General features: G+C 68.2%; 17 protein-coding genes. 13 read left to right on the top strand and 4 right to left on the bottom strand.

What is annotated here, in order from left to right:
* Positions 1–316, top strand: a 316-nt coding sequence (locus ACR2JA_RS04510) for a DUF2189 domain-containing protein (protein WP_434007922.1), incomplete at its 5' end; no start/stop codon positions are given.
* 303 nt (positions 317–619) lie between these two features.
* On the opposite strand, the gene ACR2JA_RS04505 is transcribed toward ACR2JA_RS04510, so the two are convergent.
* Positions 620–2,326, bottom strand: coding sequence for a long-chain fatty acid--CoA ligase (locus tag ACR2JA_RS04505; protein WP_434007921.1), 1,707 nt, complete (start codon positions 2,324–2,326; stop codon positions 620–622).
* Between the two features lie 312 nt (positions 2,327–2,638).
* Between ACR2JA_RS04505 and ACR2JA_RS04500 the strand changes: the two genes are divergently transcribed.
* From ACR2JA_RS04500 to ACR2JA_RS04445, 12 genes are all read left to right on the top strand, one after another.
* Positions 2,639–3,667 (top strand): amino acid ABC transporter substrate-binding protein, encoded by a 1,029-nt coding sequence (locus ACR2JA_RS04500; protein WP_434007920.1) that lies wholly within the window; start codon positions 2,639–2,641, stop codon positions 3,665–3,667.
* A gap of 113 nt (positions 3,668–3,780) precedes the next feature.
* Positions 3,781–4,980, top strand: a complete 1,200-nt coding sequence (locus ACR2JA_RS04495; protein WP_434007919.1) for an amino acid ABC transporter permease — start codon at positions 3,781–3,783, stop codon at positions 4,978–4,980.
* Between the two features lie 10 nt (positions 4,981–4,990).
* Complete coding sequence (locus tag ACR2JA_RS04490) at positions 4,991–6,097, top strand: amino acid ABC transporter permease (RefSeq protein ID WP_434007918.1); 1,107 nt, start codon at positions 4,991–4,993, stop codon at positions 6,095–6,097.
* 121 nt (positions 6,098–6,218) lie between these two features.
* Positions 6,219–6,974: an amino acid ABC transporter ATP-binding protein gene (locus ACR2JA_RS04485; RefSeq protein ID WP_434007917.1), complete on the top strand. Its 756-nt coding sequence runs from the start codon at positions 6,219–6,221 to the stop codon at positions 6,972–6,974.
* A 115-nt stretch (positions 6,975–7,089) separates the two neighbouring features.
* Positions 7,090–7,503: a hypothetical protein gene (locus tag ACR2JA_RS04480; protein ID WP_434007916.1), complete on the top strand. Its 414-nt coding sequence runs from the start codon at positions 7,090–7,092 to the stop codon at positions 7,501–7,503.
* A gap of 77 nt (positions 7,504–7,580) precedes the next feature.
* The gene (locus ACR2JA_RS04475) at positions 7,581–8,960 is read left to right on the top strand and encodes a TolC family protein (RefSeq protein ID WP_434007915.1); all 1,380 of its coding nucleotides are present in this window, start codon (positions 7,581–7,583) and stop codon (positions 8,958–8,960) included.
* 163 nt (positions 8,961–9,123) lie between these two features.
* On the top strand, positions 9,124–10,524 hold the full coding sequence (locus tag ACR2JA_RS04470; RefSeq protein ID WP_434007924.1) for a multicopper oxidase family protein: 1,401 nt from the start codon (positions 9,124–9,126) through the stop codon (positions 10,522–10,524).
* 68 nt (positions 10,525–10,592) lie between these two features.
* Positions 10,593–11,057 carry a cupredoxin domain-containing protein gene (locus tag ACR2JA_RS04465; protein ID WP_434007923.1) on the top strand — a complete coding sequence of 155 codons (465 nt, stop codon included), beginning with the start codon at positions 10,593–10,595 and terminating at the stop codon, positions 11,055–11,057.
* A gap of 22 nt (positions 11,058–11,079) precedes the next feature.
* On the top strand, positions 11,080–11,556 hold the full coding sequence (locus tag ACR2JA_RS04460) for a DUF411 domain-containing protein (protein ID WP_434007914.1): 477 nt from the start codon (positions 11,080–11,082) through the stop codon (positions 11,554–11,556).
* A gap of 32 nt (positions 11,557–11,588) precedes the next feature.
* Positions 11,589–11,972 (top strand): copper-binding protein, encoded by a 384-nt coding sequence (locus tag ACR2JA_RS04455; RefSeq protein ID WP_434007913.1) that lies wholly within the window; start codon positions 11,589–11,591, stop codon positions 11,970–11,972.
* 226 nt (positions 11,973–12,198) lie between these two features.
* Complete coding sequence (locus ACR2JA_RS04450; RefSeq protein WP_434007912.1) at positions 12,199–13,758, top strand: methyl-accepting chemotaxis protein; 1,560 nt, start codon at positions 12,199–12,201, stop codon at positions 13,756–13,758.
* 161 nt (positions 13,759–13,919) lie between these two features.
* Positions 13,920–15,254 (top strand): TAXI family TRAP transporter solute-binding subunit, encoded by a 1,335-nt coding sequence (locus ACR2JA_RS04445; protein WP_434007911.1) that lies wholly within the window; start codon positions 13,920–13,922, stop codon positions 15,252–15,254.
* Here ACR2JA_RS04445 and ACR2JA_RS04440 read toward each other — a convergent pair whose 3' ends face one another.
* The 3 genes from ACR2JA_RS04440 to ettA form a co-directional block, all read right to left on the bottom strand.
* A complete protein-coding gene (locus ACR2JA_RS04440) occupies positions 15,255–17,345 on the bottom strand; it encodes a DUF1631 family protein (protein WP_434007910.1) in 2,091 nt (696 codons plus the stop codon).
* A 107-nt stretch (positions 17,346–17,452) separates the two neighbouring features.
* On the bottom strand, positions 17,453–18,001 hold the full coding sequence (locus ACR2JA_RS04435; protein ID WP_434007909.1) for a DUF1415 domain-containing protein: 549 nt from the start codon (positions 17,999–18,001) through the stop codon (positions 17,453–17,455).
* Between the two features lie 117 nt (positions 18,002–18,118).
* Positions 18,119–19,322 (bottom strand): energy-dependent translational throttle protein EttA (gene ettA, locus ACR2JA_RS04430; RefSeq protein WP_434007908.1); only part of this gene is annotated, 1,204 nt, incomplete at its 5' end.

Raw genomic sequence — 19,322 nt, 5'->3', positions numbered from 1 at the left:
GCAGAACATCGGATTCCTCATCACCTACACGCTGGTCGGTGGCGTCTTCGCCGGCCTGATCTTCGTGACCAGCGTGATCTCCATCCCGATGATCATGGACCGCCAGGTCGACGCGGTTTCGGCTGGGCTGACCAGCATCCGCGCCTGCGTGCAGAACCCGGGCGTGATGCTGTTCTGGGGCGCGCTGATCACGGGCAGCATCGTGCTGGCCATGTTGCCGGCCTTCCTGGGCCTGTTCATCGTCGGCCCCGTGATCGGCCACGCCACCTGGCACGCCTACCGCCACATCGTGCCGGCACCCGAAGCCGGCGCCTGAGCGCGCCGGACAGATCGGTCAGCGGTTCGGGTCGGCGGTTCGGGTCGGCGGCCGGCGCGCCGCTGTCCAGCCACAAGCGCCGCAGCAGCCACCAGCCCAGCAAGGTGTCGGTCAAGGCCAGCAGACTGACCGCCCAGCGCAGAGCGCCCTCGGGCTGCGCGATCTGCAGAAACGCCACCAGAAGCGCGGAGAGCGCATTCGTCAGCAGCACCAGCCAGAACAGCCCGCGGCGCGGTTGCCACAGGCACCACAGGGGGTGCGAGACCGGCTTCATGGGGCGATGGTGCTGCGCACGGCGTGGCCTCAGGTGGGCACGACCTCCTGCTCCTGCAGAAGGCGCCACATCACCTTGCCGCTGCCGCTCTTGGGCAGCGCGTCCACAAATTGCACCACGCGCGGCGCCTTGTAGACGGCCATGTGCTCGCGGCACCAGTCCACGATGTCCTGCTCCGTGGTCTGGCCACGCGCGGCGTCGCGCAACACCACCACAGCCTTCACGCTCTCGCCTCGGTAGCCGTCTTTCGTGCTGATGACGCAGGCCTCTGCGATGGCCGGGTGCTTGAACATCAGCGCCTCCACCTCCGCCGGCCAGACCTTGAAGCCGCTGGCGTTGATCATGCGTTTGAGGCGGTCGGTGATGAAGAAGTAACCGTCCTCGTCGACCCGGCCCAGGTCGCCGGAGCGAAAGAACTTCTGGCCATGGAAGTCGATGAAGGCGGCCTCGGTCGCATCGGGCCGTTTCCAGTAGCCGCTGAACACCTGCGGGCCACGGATGATGATTTCGCCAGCCTCGCCCTGCGGCATTTCCTGCAGCGTGTCGGGGTCGACCACGCGCGCGTCCACGCTCAGGAACGGGATGCCCAGGCACTGCTGCTTGGGGTTGTCGGCCGGATTGTTGTGCGATGGGGCCGCGGTCTCGGTCAGGCCATAACCTTCGGCGTAGCGCAGGCCGAACTGCTCGAACAGGCGCTGCGCCACCGCCTGCGGCATGGCCGCGCCACCCCCGCCGATGAAGACCAGGCTGGACAGGTCGTACTGGTCAAAGCGCGGGCTGGCCAGCAGGTCAATGACCATCGTGGGGATGTTGCTCCAGTGCGTGACCTTCCAGGTGGAGATCAGCCGCCCAGCCAGCTCGCGGTCCCAGCGCGGCATGATGACCAGCGTGGCCCCGGTGTACACGCCCGAGTGCATGCCCACCACCATGCCGGTGATGTGGAACATGGGCACCACCACCAGCGAGACGTTTTCGTGCGTGCCACCGGTCCACAGCTGACCGGCCACGGCGTTGTGCATCAGGCTCGCGTGGGTGTGCATGCAGCCTTTGGGCAGGCCGGTGGTGCCGCTGGTGTAGGGCAGCACGCTCAGGTCTTCGGGCCGGCGGTCGTGCACCGGCGGCGCAGCGCTGCAGGCCACGGCCTCGGTCCAGTCGGCCACGCTGCCGCCGGGCATGGCGGGCAGCGGGTGGCGCGGGCGCAGCCAGGGCTCCCAGGCGGCCGGCATCTCGGCCTGCGGCCCCATGGCGTCGTGGTAGTGCGCCACCACCAGGTGCGACAGGCGCTGCGCCTCGGGCAGCTCGGCGTTGGCCTGCAGCAGGTCACCCGCCAGGTCGGCCGCGCTGATGGCGACCTTCACATCCGGGTCGGTGATGTAGTGCTTGAGCTCCTCGGCCCGGTTCATGGGGTTGACCGGCACCACCACCGCATTGGCGCGCAGGATGGCGTAGTGCGCCACCACCCACTGCGGGCAGTTCTGCATGAACAGGATGACGCGGTCCCCCGACTTCACGCCTTGCGCGTGCAGGTGGGCGGCCAGGCGCTCGGCCTGGTCGTGCAGGTCGCGGTACGTAGTGGTGCGGTCGAAGAAGACCAGGGCGGGCTTGTCCGGGTAGCGCGTGGCGCTGACCACCAGGTTGAACCACAGCGACGTGGCCGGCGGCGTGATGCGGTGCGGCAGCCGCCGCGGCCAGAAGCGGTGGTGCGGGCGGGACGGGGCAAGGGGATCGATCGTCATGGGCTTGTCTCCAGGTGCTCTTTTTCGATCGCAGCATACGGTTGTGCGCAGCCAAAAGGAAAGCACGCTTGTCGCTGGCGGGACCGCCCGCGGAGCGTGCGGCTGGCATGGAATCTGCTGACCGGAACCACACCGCACCAGGGCAAACCGGCAAGCGATGCGGTCATACATTTTTCGCATAGTTTTCCCACGTAAACCCCGATGCCTCGGCCTGATGGGCCGGAATACATTCTTTTGGCTGATGCGGGATGCCCCGATCCGGTGCACCTTGCCCCTCTCTGTTCACAACTTCCTTACCAACCGGAGTGACCGATGAAAATGAGTTCCCTGAAGCTGGCTGTGATGTCCCTGGGTGCCGTGGCCGCCCTCACCAGCCTGCCCGCACACGCCGGCAAGACGCTGGATGCCATCAAGAGCCGTGGTCAGGTCGTCTGCGGCGTCAACACCGGCCTGGCGGGCTTCTCGCAGTCCGACGCCAGCGGCAACTGGACCGGCCTGGACGCCGACTACTGCAAGGCCCTGGCCGCGGCCGTGCTGGGCGACGCCAGCAAGGTCAAGTGGGTGCCGCTGAACGCGCAGCAACGCTTCACGGCGCTGCAGTCCGGTGAAGTCGACGTGCTCTCTCGCAACACCACCAACACGCTCACCCGCGACGCGTCGCTGGGCCTGAACTTTGTCGGCGTGAACTACTACGACGGCCAGGGCTTCCTGGTGCCCAAGGGCAAGATCACCAGCGCCAAGCAGCTCAAAGGCGCCACGGTCTGCGTGCAGTCCGGCACCACGACCGAGAAGAACCTGACCGACTACTCGCGCGCCAACAAGCTCAACCTCAAGCCCGTGGTGTTTGAGAAGCTCGAAGCCTCCACCGGCGCCTACTTCTCCGGCCGCTGCCAGGCCTACACGACCGACGCCTCCGGCCTGGCTTCGACCCGGGCCAAGGAAGCCAAGGACCCGTCGGCCCACGTGATCCTGCCCGATCTGATCTCCAAGGAGCCCCTGGGCCCGATGGTGCGCCGCGGTGACGACGAGTGGTTCGCGATCACCAAATGGGTGCTCAACGGCCTGATCGAAGCCGAGGAGTACGGCATCACCGCCGCCAACGTGGAAGAGATGAAGAAGAGCACCGACCCGCAAGTCGGCCGCATGCTGGGCTCCACCGAAGACCTGGGCAAGCTGTTGGGCCTGGACAAGGAATGGCTGGCCCGCTCGATCAAGGCGGTGGGCAACTACGGCGAGATCTATGACCGCAACGTCGGCCCGAAGACCCCGCTGAACCTGCCGCGCGGCAAGAACGCGCTGTGGAGCAACGGCGGCTTCCTGTACGCCCCGCCCCTGCGCTGATCTGTCTCCACCTTCGTGGACGAACACTGGCACGAGTGGCCTGTGGAAGGAATTCCCCAGGTGCTTGTGCCGGTTTTTTTACGCCTCTTGAATCCTGAATCGGGACCGACGTCATGAACACAAGTCCGATGATCGAAGCACGGCCGCAACCCGGCCGGCGCCGCCGATCCATTTCCTGGAACAGCCGCGAAGGACGCGGCGTCCTCTACCAAGTCATTGCGATGCTTTCCGTGGTCGGTTTCGTGGCGCTGCTGGTGCGCAACACGCTGACCAACATGCGCGAGCGCGGCATCCAGAGCGGCTACGACTTCCTCAGCGAGCCCTTCGGTTTCGACGTCAGCGAAACGCTCATTCCGTACGACGTGATGAGCAGCTACTGGACGGCGTTTTCCATCGGCCTGCTCAACACGCTCAAAGTCGCGGTCATCGGCATCGTGCTGGCGACCTTGCTCGGCACCATGATCGGTGTCGGTCGTTTCTCGGGCAACTACCTGCTGCGCAAGATCTGCTACTGGTATGTCGAGTTCTTCCGCAACGTCCCCGTGTACCTGCAGCTGCTGATCTGGTACATCGTGTTCACCGAAGTGCTGCCGGCCTATGACGAAGCCTGGCAATTCGGCCACTTCTTCGTCAGCAAAAACGTCTTCTCGTTCCCCTGGCCCGAGTGGCAGACCGGCCAGAGCCTGGCGCTGGTGGGCGCAGCGGCGGGCGTGTTCGCGGCCTGGTACCACAGCCGCATGGCGCGCCGGCACTTCGACCAGACCGGACACCAACGCCCTGTCTTCCTGGTCAACATCGCGCTCGTCGTCGGCCTGTCGCTGATCGGCTGGCTGCTGGGCGGCGCCCCGACCACCTGGAGCCTGCCGACGCGTGGCGATTTCCAGATCGAGAACGGCGCCGCCGTCACGCCCGAGTTCATGGCGCTGCTGATCGGCCTGGTGTTCTACACCGCGTCGTTCATCGCCGAAATCGTGCGCTCGGGCATTGCTTCTGTGTCGCTGGGTCAGCACGAGGCCTCGGCCTCGCTGGGCCTGAGCAAACGCCAGTCGATGCGGCTGGTGGTGCTGCCGCAGGCGTTGCGCGTGATCATTCCGCCGCTGACCAGCCAGTACCTGAACCTGACCAAGAACTCGTCGCTGGCCGTGGCCATCGGTTACCCCGAACTGGTGTCGATCGCCAACACCACGCTCAACCAGACCGGCCGCGCCATCGAGGCGCTGTCGATCGTGATGGCGGTCTACCTGACGCTGTCCCTGATCACGTCGGCGCTGATGAACTGGTTCAACGCCAGCGCGGCGATCCGCGAACGCTGAGGAGCGACACATGGAACAAGCCACCTTTCAACCGATCTCGCCGCGCCCGATGCCGGGCCACTCCACCGGTGCCGGTGCCTGGCTCAAGGCCAACCTGTTTTCGACACCGCTCAACAGCCTGATGACCCTGAGCCTGCTGGCCGTGGCCCTTTTTGCGCTGTACCACGCGCTGAACTGGTCCGTCGTGCACGCGGTGTTCGGGGCCAACCTCGAAGCCTGCAACAGCGTCCGCGGCGTCGGCGCCTGCTGGGGCGTGGTGTCCGAAAAAGGGCGCCAGATCGTCATGGGCCGCTATCCGCTGGTCGAGCACTGGCGCCCGGTGATCGCCACCGCGCTGATGCTGGCGGTGGTCGGGGCCAGCTGCATGCCACGCTTCTGGAACCGGATGCTGCCGCTGATGTGGGCCGTGATGCTGGTCGTCTACTTCACGCTCATGAAGGGTGGCGTGCTCGGCCTGACGGAGGTGCCGACCGACCAGTGGGGCGGCCTGCCGCTGACCGTGATGCTCACGGTGATCTCGATGACGATGGCTTTTCCGCTGTCCATCGTGGTCGCACTGGGGCGCCGTTCGACCATGCCGGCGATCAGGACCCTGTGCACGCTGTATGTGGAGCTGATCCGAGGCGTGCCGCTGATCACGGTGCTGTTCATGGCCTCGTTCATGCTGCCCCTGTTCATGCCGCACGGCGTGAGCATCGACGTGCTGATCCGTGTGGTGGTGGGCATCACCCTCTTCTCGGCCGCCTACATGGCCGAGGTGGTGCGTGGCGGCCTGCAGGCCCTGCCCAAGGGACAGACCGAAGCGGCCGCGACGCTGGGCCTGACCTACTGGCAGACGCAACGCAAGATCGTGCTGCCACAGGCGCTGTCGCTGGTGGTGCCATCGCTGATGAACACCTTCATCGGCATGTTCAAGGACACCTCGCTGGTCACCATCGTCTCGCTCTACGAACTCACCGGCGCGCTGGCCCTGGCGCTCAACGCCGATGCCGACTGGCGTCCGTTCAAGCTGGAAGCCTACTTTTTCATCACCCTGATCTATTTCACGTTCTGCTTCGCGATGTCGCGCTACTCCCTCTGGGTCGAGCAGCGCACCGCGGTCAGCAAGGTGAGATGACCCCCCTGCGCCGCTCCGCGTCTTCCCCCCTTGAAGGAGGGACCACACCAGAGGCCCGGCAAAGCCGGTTCCTCGGTGCGTGCTTGAAGTCACCACTTCACCCGATTCAGAAAGCCCTCCCATGAGCCCACAAGAAGCCCCCATCATCCGTTTCGAGAAGGTCAACAAGTGGTACGCCAGCAATGGCTACCACGTGCTGCGCGACATCGACCTCGACTTCGCCAAGGGAGAGAAGGTCGTGATCTGCGGTCCGTCCGGTTCCGGCAAGTCCACGCTCATCCGCTGCGTCAACGCGCTGGAGGAATACCAGGAGGGCCAGCTCACGGTGGATGGCACCGTGGTCGGTGACGACCTCAAAGGCGTGGACCGCGTGCGCCGCGAAGTGGGCATGGTGTTCCAGCAGTTCAACCTGTTCCCGCACCTGACCGTGCTGGAAAACCTGATCCTGTCGCCGACCTGGGTCGCGAAGATGCCGCGCAACGAAGCGATCGAGAAAGCCATGCACCAGCTCGAACGGGTGCGCATCGCCGAGCACGCCAACAAGTACCCGTTGCAGCTCTCCGGCGGTCAGCAGCAGCGCGTGGCGATTGCGCGGGCGCTGTGTCTCAAACCCAAGATCATGCTGTTCGACGAGCCGACCTCGGCGCTCGACCCGGAGATGATCAAAGAGGTGCTGGACGTGATGATCGGCCTGGCCGACCAGGGCATGACCATGCTGTGCGTGACGCACGAAATGGGCTTTGCCAAGGCCGTGGCGGACCGCGTGATCTTCATGGACCAGGGTCAGGTGGTGGAACAGAACACCCCCGAGGAGTTCTTCAACCACCCGCAAAACGAGCGCAGCAAGGACTTCCTGTCCAAGATCCTGGGGCACTGAACCCGCCCCGGTGCGAGGCGCGCAGCCGGGTCGAACCGCCAAAGACCCGCCGGCGCCGGTTGTTGACCGGCCCGGTGCGGGGAACCATCACCCGCCAAGGCCTATCATTCCCACCATGCACCGCTGCCTGCTGCTCCTGCTGATCGTCCTGCTGCCCCTGCGCGCCTGGGCGGGCGATGTCATGGCCCTGGCGGCCGTGTCGTCACCAGCAGTGGCGGTGGCAGCGGTGCAGACGAAGCTGCCGCCCTGCCATGGGGACCGTTCTGCGGCCATGGACCATGGTGCCGGCCCCCACGCAATGGCGCCCCTTGCCAGCGGCCCTGCAGCGCACGCCGATCACACCAGCCACACCGACGGCACCGGTCACCACACCGGCTGCAGCAGTTGCGACATCTGCCATGGCAGCGTGCTGAGCAGCCCGCTGGCCTGCAGCAGTGCCCCGCCGGTGCAGGCCAGCCGTCCGGCCTGCACCGGCGTGCGCTTTGCCAGCGCCGTGCTGCCCGGCCAGCACAAGCCCCCCATCGCCTGAGCCCTCACACCCGTGGTGCGTCCGCTGCAGCCCCCACAGGGCGCGCGGACGCCGGTCCGTGATCTCAGGAGAACCCCATGACAAGCCCCCGGCGGTCTTTGCCGCCCGTTGTTCAGCGCCGCTGGCGGCGCTGGTGCGCCGTCACCCTCACCGCCAGTGCGTGCGCGCTCGGCGCCCGCATGGCCGGCGCACAAACCCCGTCCGACGCCCTGGCCGCGGCCGACCCGGCCACGCCAGCGCCTGCCCTGGCATCGCCTGCGTTGCTGCCCCTGGCCGCGCCTGTGCTGGCGGCCACCCCGCGCGACCTGCGCGAAGCGCTGGCCCGCTGGCGCCAGGCCAACCAGCAGGTGGCCGAATTTCCGCGCGGCCACGCCGACCTGCTGCGATGGGAGGCCGGCCAAACGCCGCCTGCCCGAACCGCCCCCGCCACCCCACCACCAGTCCCCCTGGGCGCCGACGAAGCGGTGCGCCTGGCCCTGGCCCTGCACCCGGTTCTGATCGAGCGCCCTGGCACCAGCGCCGTCGAGCGCCAGGCCCGCCAGCAGGCGCGGCTGGCGCTGGAACACAGCGTGCGCCGCGGCTGGATCACCGCGGTGGCCGCGCACACCGCGCTGCGCCACCAGGCCGCCGCGCTGGAGAGTACGCGCATCGGCGCCGAGCTGGGCCAGCGCATGGTGGCGGCCGGCAACTGGAGCCAGGCCCGCCTGCTGCGCGAGCAGCTGACCCAGGCCCGTGCCGAAGCCGCCTGGCTGCAGACCCAGCAAACCGCCCACAGCGCCACCGAGGCACTGGCCCGCGCGCTGGGCCTGTGGCAGGCCGACGCGGTGCTGGCCCTGCCGCAACGCCTGCCCACCGAGCTGCCCGCCCTGCCGCCCCTGCCCGCCAACGCCCCGACCGAAGCGCAGGTGCTGGCCAGCCACCCTGCGCTGGCGTGGCAGGCCGAACAGCTGCGGCGCCAGCAGGTTGCCGTGCCGGCCGCGCAACGCCAGGCCTGGGCCCACGCACAGGCCGAGGCCCTGGCGGCCGCCCCCGCGCAGCCCCCCACCCTGGCCGACACGCGCCTGCTCAAAGACCACGCGCTGGAGCGCGCCGTGCAGGCCGAGGCGCAGCTGCTGCAGGCCGCCAGCGAACGCCGTTCGTGGGCGCGCGAGGCCTGGGCCCGTCTGCAGACCAGCCACGCCAGCGCGCGCCACGCGCAGGACGTGACGCTGCCCCTGCTGCAAGCGGCCGAGCAGGAAACCCTGCTGCGTTACAACGGCATGCTGCAAAGCACCTGGGACCTGCTGGCCGCCGCGCGCGAACGCCTGCAGGGCGCGCAGGACGCCGCGCAGGCCCGTCGCGACCACTGGCTGGCCCTTGCCGACTGGCAGGCCCTGCTGGCCGGGGGCGGCTACAGCCCTGCCGGTGCCGGCGACAACACCAGCGCCGCCAGCGCCACCCCAGACGGAGACCACTGAGATGACACAGCCCCCACGCGTACTTCGTTCGCTGCCCCCCGAGGGGGACGCCAGCGCCTTCGGGCGGCCGGGCACCGCTGGCGAGACACAGCCCCCACGCACACTTCGTTCGCTGCCCCCCGAGGGAGGCGCCAGCGCCTTCGGGCGGCCGGTCGCCGCTGGCCTGCAACGACGCCACTTTTTCGCCGGTGCCGCCACCGCACTGGCCGCCGCCAGCGTGGGCCGTGCGGCCCTCGCCGCCATCCCCGAGGCGGTGCAACAAACCTCGGCCGACACCGCACCCCCCTGGACGCCGCCCGGCGTCACCGGCGCGGGCCGACCGTACAACTCCGTGGTCACGCTCAACGGCTGGACCCTGCCCTGGCGCCTGAACGACGGCGTCAAGGAATTCCTCCTGGTGGCCGAACCCGTGGTGCGCGAAATGGCGCCCGGCTTCCTGGTCAACATGTGGGGCTACAACGGACAGAGCCCGGGGCCGACCATCGAGGTGGTGGAAGGCGACCGCGTGCGCCTGTACGTCACCAACCGCCTGCCCGAACACACCACCATCCACTGGCACGGCCAGCGCCTGCCCAACGGCATGGACGGCGTCGGCGGCCTGAACCAGCCGCAGATCCCGCCGGGCAAGACCTTTGTCTACGAGTTCGTGGCCAAGCGCCCCGGCACCTTCATGTACCACCCGCACGCCGACGAAATGACGCAGATGGCCATGGGCATGATGGGCTTCTGGGTCACCCACCCCAGGGCGAAACACCCACTGATCGACGACGTGCAGCGCGACTACTGCTTCCTGCTCAACGCGTTTGACGTCGAGCCCGGCAGCCGCACGCCCCAGGTCAACACCATGCTGGAACAGAACATCTGGGCCTGGAACAGCCGGGTGTTCCCGGGCATCAGCCCGCTGGTGGCGCGCCTGGGCGAGCGGGTGCGGGTGCGCGTGGGCAACCTGACCATGACCAACCACCCGGTGCACATCCACGGCATCGAGTTCGAGGTGACCGGCACCGACGGCGGACCGGTGCCCAGGACCGCACGCTGGCCCGAGGTGACCACCGACGTGGCGGTAGGCCAGATGCGGCAGCTCGAGTTCATCGCCGACGAACCGGGCGACTGGGCCATGCACTGCCACAAGAGCCACCACACCATGGGCGCCATGGGGCACGCCGTGCCCACCATGATCGGCGCCGACCACCGCGGGCTGGTGGGCCGGCTGCAGAAGGTCAACCCCGACTACATGGTCATGGGCGAGCGTGGCATGGCCGACATGGGCGAGATGCAGATGGAGCTGCCCGACAACACCTTCCCCATGATGACCGGCACCGGACCCTACGGCGCCATCGAAATGGGCGGCATGTTCACCACGCTCAAGGTGCGCGCCGACCAGAAGGCGGGCGACTACAGCGACCCCGGCTGGTACGCCATGCCCGCGGGCACGCAGGCGCGCGAAGTGCCCACGCCGGCCAACGCACCGACTGCTCCAAAGACCCCCGCAAACGCCCCTACTGGCGGCACGCCCGACGCCACCGTCCGCAAGCCCGCGGGCGCCCAACACCACCACCACTGACACCGCACCGAATGAACACGTCCCCCATCCCACGCCGCCGGCTGCTGCAACACCTCGGATTGCTGGCCATGCCGGCCCTGCTGCCCGTGGCAGCCCGCGCCCACGGCGAGAACCCGCACAAAGGGGCCGCTCGCCCGCTGGTGCGCGAGCAAAAACCCTGGGGCATCGCCGCCGCCCCCGCCGAGGCGAACCGCACCGTGACCATCCGCATGGGCGACGACATGCGCTTCACGCCGTCGCACCTCACCGTGCGCGAAGGCGAAACGCTGCGCCTGCGCATCGCCAACCGCGGCAAAGCACTGCACGAGCTGGTGATCGGCACGCCAGACGAGCTGCAAGCCCACGCCGAGCTGATGCGCCAGCACCCTGGCATGGAACACGACGAGCCCTACATGGCCCATGTGAGCGCCGGCCAGCGCGGCGAGATCACCTGGACCTTCAACCGACCGGGCGACTTCGAATTCGCCTGCCTGATCCCCGGCCACTACGAGGCCGGCATGCGCGGCACCCTGCGCGTCACCCCGAAACCCTGACCTTTTTTGAACGGAGCACACCATGCAACGACGTTCCTTTGTCCTCGGCGCCACCGCCCTGCTGGGCGCCACCACGCTGGCGGCCCACGCCGCCACACCCACCCCTGCCGCGCTGCCGGTGCTGCAGGTCTGGAAAGACCCCAACTGCGGCTGCTGCAAAGACTGGATCGGCTACCTGCAGCGCGACGGTTTCCAGGTGCAGGTGTTCGACACCGGCAACACCGCCATGCGCCAGCGCCTGGGCCTGCCGGTCCAGTACGGCTCCTGCCACACCGCGCTGATCGGCGGTTACGTGGTCGAAGGCCATGTGAACGCACGCGAGATCCGCCGCCTGCTGGCCGAAAAGCCCGCGGCCATCGGCATCACCGTGCCCGGCATGCCGGTGGGCAGCCCGGGCATGGACGGTCCCGAATACGGCGGCCGCAAGGACCCGTACGACGTGCTGCTGGTGCTGCGCGACGGCAGCAGCCGGGTCTACCAGTCCTACCACCGCGGCTGACCGCTGTCCCCGCTGTTCCACCGGAGCCCCCCATGACCCACACCCCACCCCAAGCCCGCCTGATCGCCGCGCTGTGCGGCACCGCGTTCGCCGCCCTGCTGACCCTGGCCGCCCCCGCCGCGGCCCAGCCGACCGGCGGCCACGACCATGCCCCGGCGGCCCCGACCCAGAGTGCCCCCGCCGCGACCGAGCCGCCCTGGACCGACGCCGAGGTGCGCCGCATCGACACCGCGGCCGGCAAGGTCAGCCTGCGCCACGGTGAAATCAAGAACCTGGACATGCCGCCCATGACCATGGTCTTCCAGGTACGCGACCCGGCCGCCCTGGCCACGCTGGCGGTGGGTGACCAGGTCCGCTTCACCGCCGACAAGCTGCAGGGCGCCTACACGGTGCTGCAGATCCAGAAACGGCCCTGAGGCCCAAAGTACGAACAGAGGTACGCACAAAGCCCTGGCCGTCAGGCATCGGTAGCACAGCCCGGGTGGTGGCGCTCGAACAGCGCCACCACCCGGGCTTTTTTTGCCCCTTCGGCCACCGGGGGTTTGCCTAGACTTTGTGCACTGGCGACCGTTGCGCCCCGCACGGGGATTCAAGAATGTCGCCCAAGTGACGAAAGTCAAGCATCAGCCACCCGGAGCCACCATGAGAAGCAACCTGCCCATCACCCAGCAAGAGTTCGTGATCCCGGATGGTGTCACCCTGGTATCGACCACGGACCTCACCAGCCGCATCACCTACTGCAACCCGGCCTTCATCGCCGTCAGTGGTTTCTCACGTGAGGAACTGCTGGGCCAGCCGCACAACCTGGTGCGCCACCCCGACATGCCGGCCGAAGCCTACCGGGACATGTGGGCCACACTGCAAAGCGGTTCACCCTGGTCGGCCCTGGTGAAGAACCGTCGCAAAAACGGCGACCACTACTGGGTGCTGGCCAACGCCACCCCCGTCATGCAGAACGGCCAGGCCACCGGCTACATGTCGGTGCGCACCAAGCCCACGCGCGAACAGATCGAACAGGCCGAAGCCTTGTACGCCCGCATGCGGGCAGAAGCCGAGTCGGGACAGCCCTCCATCGCCCTGCACCAAGGGCAACCCGTGCGCACCGGCTGGCGCGGCCACCTGCAACGCTGGGCGCGCCCCACGCTGGGCAAGAAACTCGGCGCCATTGCGCTGGGCCTGGCGTTTGTCGTGCAATTCATCGAAAGCAGCACCGAAGGCATGGCCGAGGGCTGGCACCTCGCGGCCGTCGGCATCACCGCGTTGCTGGCCATCGCGGCAGCGGTCTTCATGCGCCGGCTGATGGTGGCACCGCTGGAACGCGCCGTGGCCTTCGCCAACCAGATGGCGGCCGGAGACCTGACCGCCCGCATGGGCAGCCTGGGCGGCGGCGAGTTCGGTGAACTCGCGCGTGCCCTCAACCAGCTCAACGTCAATCTGCAGGCGGTCGTCTCCGACGTGCGGCGCGAGGTCGAAGGCGTGCAGGTCGCGTCCAACGAAATCGCCAGCGGCAACCAGGACCTGTCGGCCCGCACCGAGTCCCAGGCCAGCAGCCTGGAGGAAACCGCCGCCTCGCTGGAAGAGCTCACCAGCACCGTGGAACACAGCAGCAACTCGGCGCGCGAGGCCAGCGGCCTGTCCGAACGCGCGGCCACGGTAGCGCGCGAAGGCAACGCCGCCATGGCCGAGGTGATCAGCACCATGGACGACATCAGCCGTTCGTCCAGCCGCATCAGCGACATCATCCAGGTCATCGAAGGCATCTCGTTCCAGACCAACATCCTCGCGCTCAACGCCGCGGTGGAAGCCGCACGCGCCGGCGAGCAGGGCCGCGGCTTCGCCGTGGTGGCCGCCGAGGTGCGCAGCCTGGCCCAGCGCACCTCCACCGCAGCCAAGGAGATCAAGACCCTGATCGACGAATCGGCCAGCCAGGTGGCCCAGGGCGGTGCCCGCGTGAACAACGCCGGCAAGACCATGGGCCACGTGGTCGAAGCGGTGCAGCAGGTCAACGGCCTGATCAGCGAAATCACCAGCGCCTCGCGCGAGCAGGCGTCCGGCCTGTCGCAGATCAACCAGGCGGTGGGCCAGCTCGATTCGGTGACGCAGCAGAACTCGGCCATGGTCGAGGAACTCGCCGCCGCGGCCAGTTCGCTGCAGGCCCAGGCACAGGTGATGCAGGAATCGGTGAAGATTTTCCGCATGTGAGGACATGACCCCCACGCTCCGCCGCTTCGCGGGTCGCTGCCCCCCAGGGGGGCTGTTTCGGCTTGGGGCGGCCCAGCGCCGAAACCTTGAGACCCCCACGCTCCGCCGCTGAGCGGATCGCGGCCGCACGGCGGCTGAGAGGTGCGTGCTAAGGTTCGGGCATGCCCCGAAACATCCGCTACACCCTGCTCTCGCTGCGCGACCTGCTGGTGTCGATTGGCCCCTTCGCCCTGCTGACCATCGCCCTGCTGGGCCTGGCCTACTGGTGGATGGACCCCAACCCGCCCAAGCGGGTGGTGCTGGCCACCGGCCCGGCCCAGAGCGCCTACGACGAATTCGGCAAGCGCTACGCCGACGCCCTTCGCCGCTACGGCATCACCGTCGAACTGCTGCCCACCGAAGGTTCGTCGGACAACCTCGAACTGTTGCGCACCGGCAAGGCCGACCTGGGCTTTGTCCAGGGCGGCAGCGCCGACATCGGCTACGACGATGAAGAATCCATCGTCTCGCTGGGCAGCCTGTTCGTGGAACCGCTGTGGCTGTTCTACCGCGAAGACGCGGCGCAGCGCCTGAACCAAACGCCCACCGTGGCCACCCTGCCCGACCTGCGGAACTGGCGCGTCAACGTGGGCACGGCGGGCAGCGGTGTGCCGCGCCTGTTCGGCACGCTGCTGGACGTCAACCGCGTGGACCGCCAGCAGTTGCAGCTCAGCGAGCTGGCCCAGACGCCAGCCACGGTGGCCTTTCTGGAAGGCCAGCTGGACGCGGTGGTGTTCGCCTCGGCGCCCGAATCGCTGATGGTCCAGATGCTGCTGCAATCGCCCGGCATCCGCCTGATGGACTTCGCACAAAGCGAGGCCTACTCACGCCGCTTCGGTTACCTCACACCGGTGGTGATGCCGCAGGGCGTGGTGGAGCTGTCCAAGAACATCCCCGAGCGCGACATGCGCCTGGTGGCCTCCACCACCAGCCTGCTGGCCAGCGCAAAAACGCACCCGGCCATCCTGCAGCTGTTCGCGCAAACGGCCACCAGCCTGCACGGCGGCGCGAGCTGGTTCAACCGGGCACGCGAGTACCCCAGCCTGGAGCACAGCGAGGTGCCGCTCTCGCCCGAAGCGGTGCGCGCCATCAAGAACGGGCCGCCCTTCCTGCAGCGCTACCTGCCGTTCTGGCTGGCCAACCTGATCGAGCGCATGTGGCTGGCCATGGGCCTGATCATCGCGCTGGCGCTGCCGCTCTCGCGCATCATCCCGCCGCTCTACACCTTCCGCATCCGTTCGCGCGTGTTCCGCTGGTACGCCGAGCTGCGCGACATCGAGCAGCGCCACGAAACCGCGGCCGCCGACGGCGTGAGCGAGCAGCAGCTGCTCGACGAGCTGGCCGACATGGAGTCCAAGGTGGAAAAGGTGGTGATGCCGCTGGCCTTCACCGACGAGCTCTACGCGTTGCGCAACAACATCGCGCTGGTGCGCAAGAAGCTGCAGCGCCGGGGTTGATCAGTCCTGCCCGGCGATCTGCCGGGAGTTGCGCAGGGCTTCCCGGGCGACCGCGTCCAGCGCGTCGTCCACCAGCCCGTGGTCGGCCACCACGCGCAGGCGGCCCAGTTCCCGCAGCCGCTCCATGCCCCGCAAGGTGAGCGACACGCTGCGCCCGTTGGCGGCGTTGAACAGGAACATGGTGCCGTGCGGGCTGGCCCAGGTCAGCTGGCAACGCAGGTCTTGATCGCCTTCGCGCAGGTCCACCCAGGTGCCCACCGGCAGCGGCCCCGCAGGGCGGGCGTCGGCTTCGCGCAGGCGCTGCCAGTCGCTGGCCATCGGCTCGGTGTCCAGAAAGGCCGGCTGGGTGTCGATGCTCAGGTCGTCCATGAAGCCGGAGTCGCGCGCCTCGCCCGGGTGCACCCAGGTCTCGGGCAGCCGCTCGCCCTGGCGGCTGGGCAGCGGGTCGGGGCCGGTGTCGCTGCGCTGGGTCTTGTAGGCCGCCTCGTGCAGGCCCATCAGGGTCTGGAAAAAGGCCTCGGCCTGCGGGCGCGGGTAGTCGATGCTGTCCAGCCCTTCGCGCAGCGTGCGCAGCAGCCCGGGAATGACCTTGATCAGCCGCGGCCGGTTGCGGCTGGCCAGCGCCAGCTGGCTGGACCACAGCAGATCGGGCAGCAGGTCCATGTAGCGCAACGCGGGCGCATCGGCCGGTGGCGCGCCGCCGGGCTGTGTGGCGCTCATGCGCGCCTGCGCCACCACCTGCGCCCACGGGCCGCTGAGAAAGCGCCGCACCACACCGGGCGCGCGATCGAAGTCGTTGCGCGAGGCGATCTCGGCCGCCACGCGCTCAGCCAGGAGGTTGCGCTGCTCCACCTTCACCAGCGTCTGCATGGCCAGACCGCGCTCGGGCGCGAGCGTCACCACGTCGTTCTGGGCCAGGCTCAGCAAGAGACGGGGAAACAGCTCGGGCAGGCTGGCGGTGGGCGCCTGCAGCGCCTGCACCGTGGCCTGCAGCTGCTGCGCATAGGCGGCAAAGCCGCGGTCCTGTTCGCTGGTGAAGGCCAGACCGCGGGCGGTGATGACGTCCAGCAGGCGCCGCGCCGGGTTGAGCCGGTCGGCAAAAAATCTCGGATCGGTGCGGGCCAGTTGCAGCAGCGCGGGCTTGAGGCCCTGCACCAGTTCGCGCACCGGGGCCAGCAGGCGGTTGTCTTCGTGGATGCGCCGCAGCATGAGCGTGACCACCTCGGCCGCCAGCGTGCGCACCATGGCGTTGCCCGAGCCGGACGCACCGTGATCGGACACGCCGTGCCCGCTCTGGTCCAGGTTGCCCACCAGCAGCTGGTGCAGGTGGTCCAGGGTGAGCAGTGCGTCGGTGCCGATCAGCGAGGCAGCGGGCACGCTGTCGGTGCGCCGGGGCGGCTGGGGCGCGGCCGGGCGACCCGGCACGTTCTGCACCACCACGTACCCGGCCGGCTGCACGCCCCAGCGGTCGAGCTGGTCGGTCAGGCGGCGGTAGAGCTTCTGCAATTCGTTGCCCAGCGGCACGGCGCCCAGCTGCAGCCAGCGCGCGCGCACCGCTTCGTCCAGGTGCAGGCTGCCCAGTGCACGCATCAGGGCACCCACCACCACCTCGGGACGCAAGGGATTGGCCTGGTGGCGCACCACCTCGTGGCCTTGGGCACGGCTCAGGCGTGCGTTGAAGGCCACCAGGTCTTCGTCGGCCGCCATCTTCACCACCTGCTGCACCCGTGAGAGTTCCACGGTCTGCTGCACCTGCTGGTCGTCCATCAGCTCCAGGTCGTCAAAGCTCAGGCTGTCCAGGCTGCGCCCGGCAGACGAGCGCACAGCCGACGGTCGGTGATCGGCCTCTGCCGTGCCGTGCAGGGCATCGGCCAGCGACGAGAGGAAGCGCTCACCCAGCAGGTCGCGGTGCGACTCCAGCACCACGCGTGCGCGCCCGAAGGCCTGTTTGTCGTGCAGGTTGCCGGCCGCGGCCTCGCGCTGCTGCAAGCTGCCGTGCAAGGCCGTCAGCCAGCGCGGCACCCACTCGGCCGAGAGGACGAGCGCTTCCTTCAGACAGGCGTCAAAAGGGGAGTCGGCGCGGGCGTTCATGGAGGAGGTGGCTGCGGTTCACCGGGCAAGAGGGTGGTTCTTGCGGACGATTATGGGCAGCACGCCCCCGATGCAAAGGCCCGATCAGGGGCCTAAAAAACGCCAGTTCAGGACTTCAGCAGTGCGGTCCAGCCGTCGGCGCCGAGCCCGCGCAGGGTGGCGATGTTGCGTTCGACGATCTTCTCGGCGTCGCCGCCGTCCGAGGCCACGGCGCGCTCCACGCTGTCTTCGCGCAGCAGGTGCAGCGTGGGGTATGGCGCGCGGTTGGTGAAGTGGCTGGGGTCGTTTTCCGCTTCACCCTCGAACAGGAACTGCGGGTGGAAGTTGGCCACCTGGATCACGCCTTCGAACTCGTGCTCGGCCACCACGTCGTCGACCACATTCATGAAGTCGTTGAAGACCTCGAAGTCCGGGAACAGCGTGGGGTGCACCAGCAGCGTGGTGTCGATCTCGTCGGCCGGCGTGGCCACCAGCAGGTCCAGCTCGCGGTCCAGTTCGTCCAGGAACGCGTCCAGGTGCCGCGCGCGGCTGACCACGATGCGCACCTGGTTCTTCACGTACACCGCACGCGCGAACGGGCACAGGTTCAACCCGATCACCGCCTTCTCGATCCAGCGGCGGGTGTCTTCAAGCACTTGTTGATCGGATAGTTCCATGAATGCGTCCGGAGCGAAGGGGAGTCAGTTCGAGAATGCCGCGGAACCGGCTTTGCCGGGCCGCAGGCATTGCCCCCCAGTGGGGGGTGACGCGCCGCAGGCGCGGCGCGGGGGGCGTCAAAAACTCTTGAAGCGCGCGCGCTTCGGGCGTGCACCCTCTTCGCCCAGGCGCTTCTTCTTGTCGGCCTCGTACTCGGTGAAGTTGCCGTCGAAGAAGTACCACTGCGAGTTGCCTTCACAGGCCAGGATGTGGGTGCAGATGCGGTCGAGGAACCAGCGGTCGTGCGAGATCACCATGGCCGAGCCGGCGAATTCCAGCAGCGCCTCTTCCAGCGCGCGCAGGGTTTCGACGTCCAGGTCGTTCGACGGTTCGTCGAGCATCAGCACGTTGCCGCCCTGGGCCAGGGTCTTGGCCAGGTGCAGGCGGCCGCGCTCACCGCCCGAGAGGTTGCCCACCAGCTTCTGCTGGTCGTTGCCCTTGAAGTTGAAGCGGCCGATGTAGGCGCGCGAGGGCATGACGAACTTGCCCACGGTGATGTTGTCCAGCCCGCCGGACACGTCCTGCCACACGGTCTTGGTGCCGTCCAGGCTCTCGCGGCTCTGGTCCACGAAGGCCAGCTTGGCGGTCTGGCCGATGGTCACGCTGCCCGAATCCGGCGTTTCCACGCCCTGGATCATGCGGAACAGCGTCGACTTGCCGGCGCCGTTGGGGCCGATGATGCCGACGATGGCGCCCGGGGGCACCGAGAAGCTCAGGTTGTCGATCAGCACGCGGTCGCCAAACGACTTGCTCACGCCCTTGAACTCGATCACCTGGTTGCCCAGGCGCTCGGCCACCGGGATGAAGATCTCGTTGGTCTCGTTGCGCTTCTGGTATTCGACGTCGCTCAGCTCCTCGAAGCGGGCCAGACGCGCCTTGCTCTTGGCCTGGCGGCCCTTGGCGTTGGAGCGCACCCACTTGAGCTCTTCCTTCATCGCCTTGGTGCGGGCGTCTTCGGACTTCTGCTCGGTCTCCAGGCGGCGTTCCTTCTGGTCCAGCCAGTCGGAGTAATTGCCTTTCCAGGGAATGCCGTGGCCACGGTCGAGTTCGAGAATCCACTCGGCCGCGTTGTCCAGGAAGTAGCGGTCGTGGGTGATGGCCACCACGGTGCCGGGGAAACGCTGCAGGAAGTGCTCCAGCCACTCCACCGACTCGGCGTCCAAGTGGTTGGTCGGTTCGTCGAGCAGCAGCATGTCGGGCTTGCTCAGCAGCAGGCGGCACAGCGCGACGCGGCGCTTCTCGCCCCCGGAGAGCGGCGCGATCTTCGCGTCCCAGGGCGGC

This window comes from Hydrogenophaga sp., assembly GCF_051007235.1.
In the GTDB taxonomy this organism is placed as follows: Bacteria; Pseudomonadota; Gammaproteobacteria; order Burkholderiales; family Burkholderiaceae_C; genus Hydrogenophaga.
Note: the sequence above shows the minus strand (reverse complement) of the source record. Positions and strands in the feature narration are given on the sequence as shown.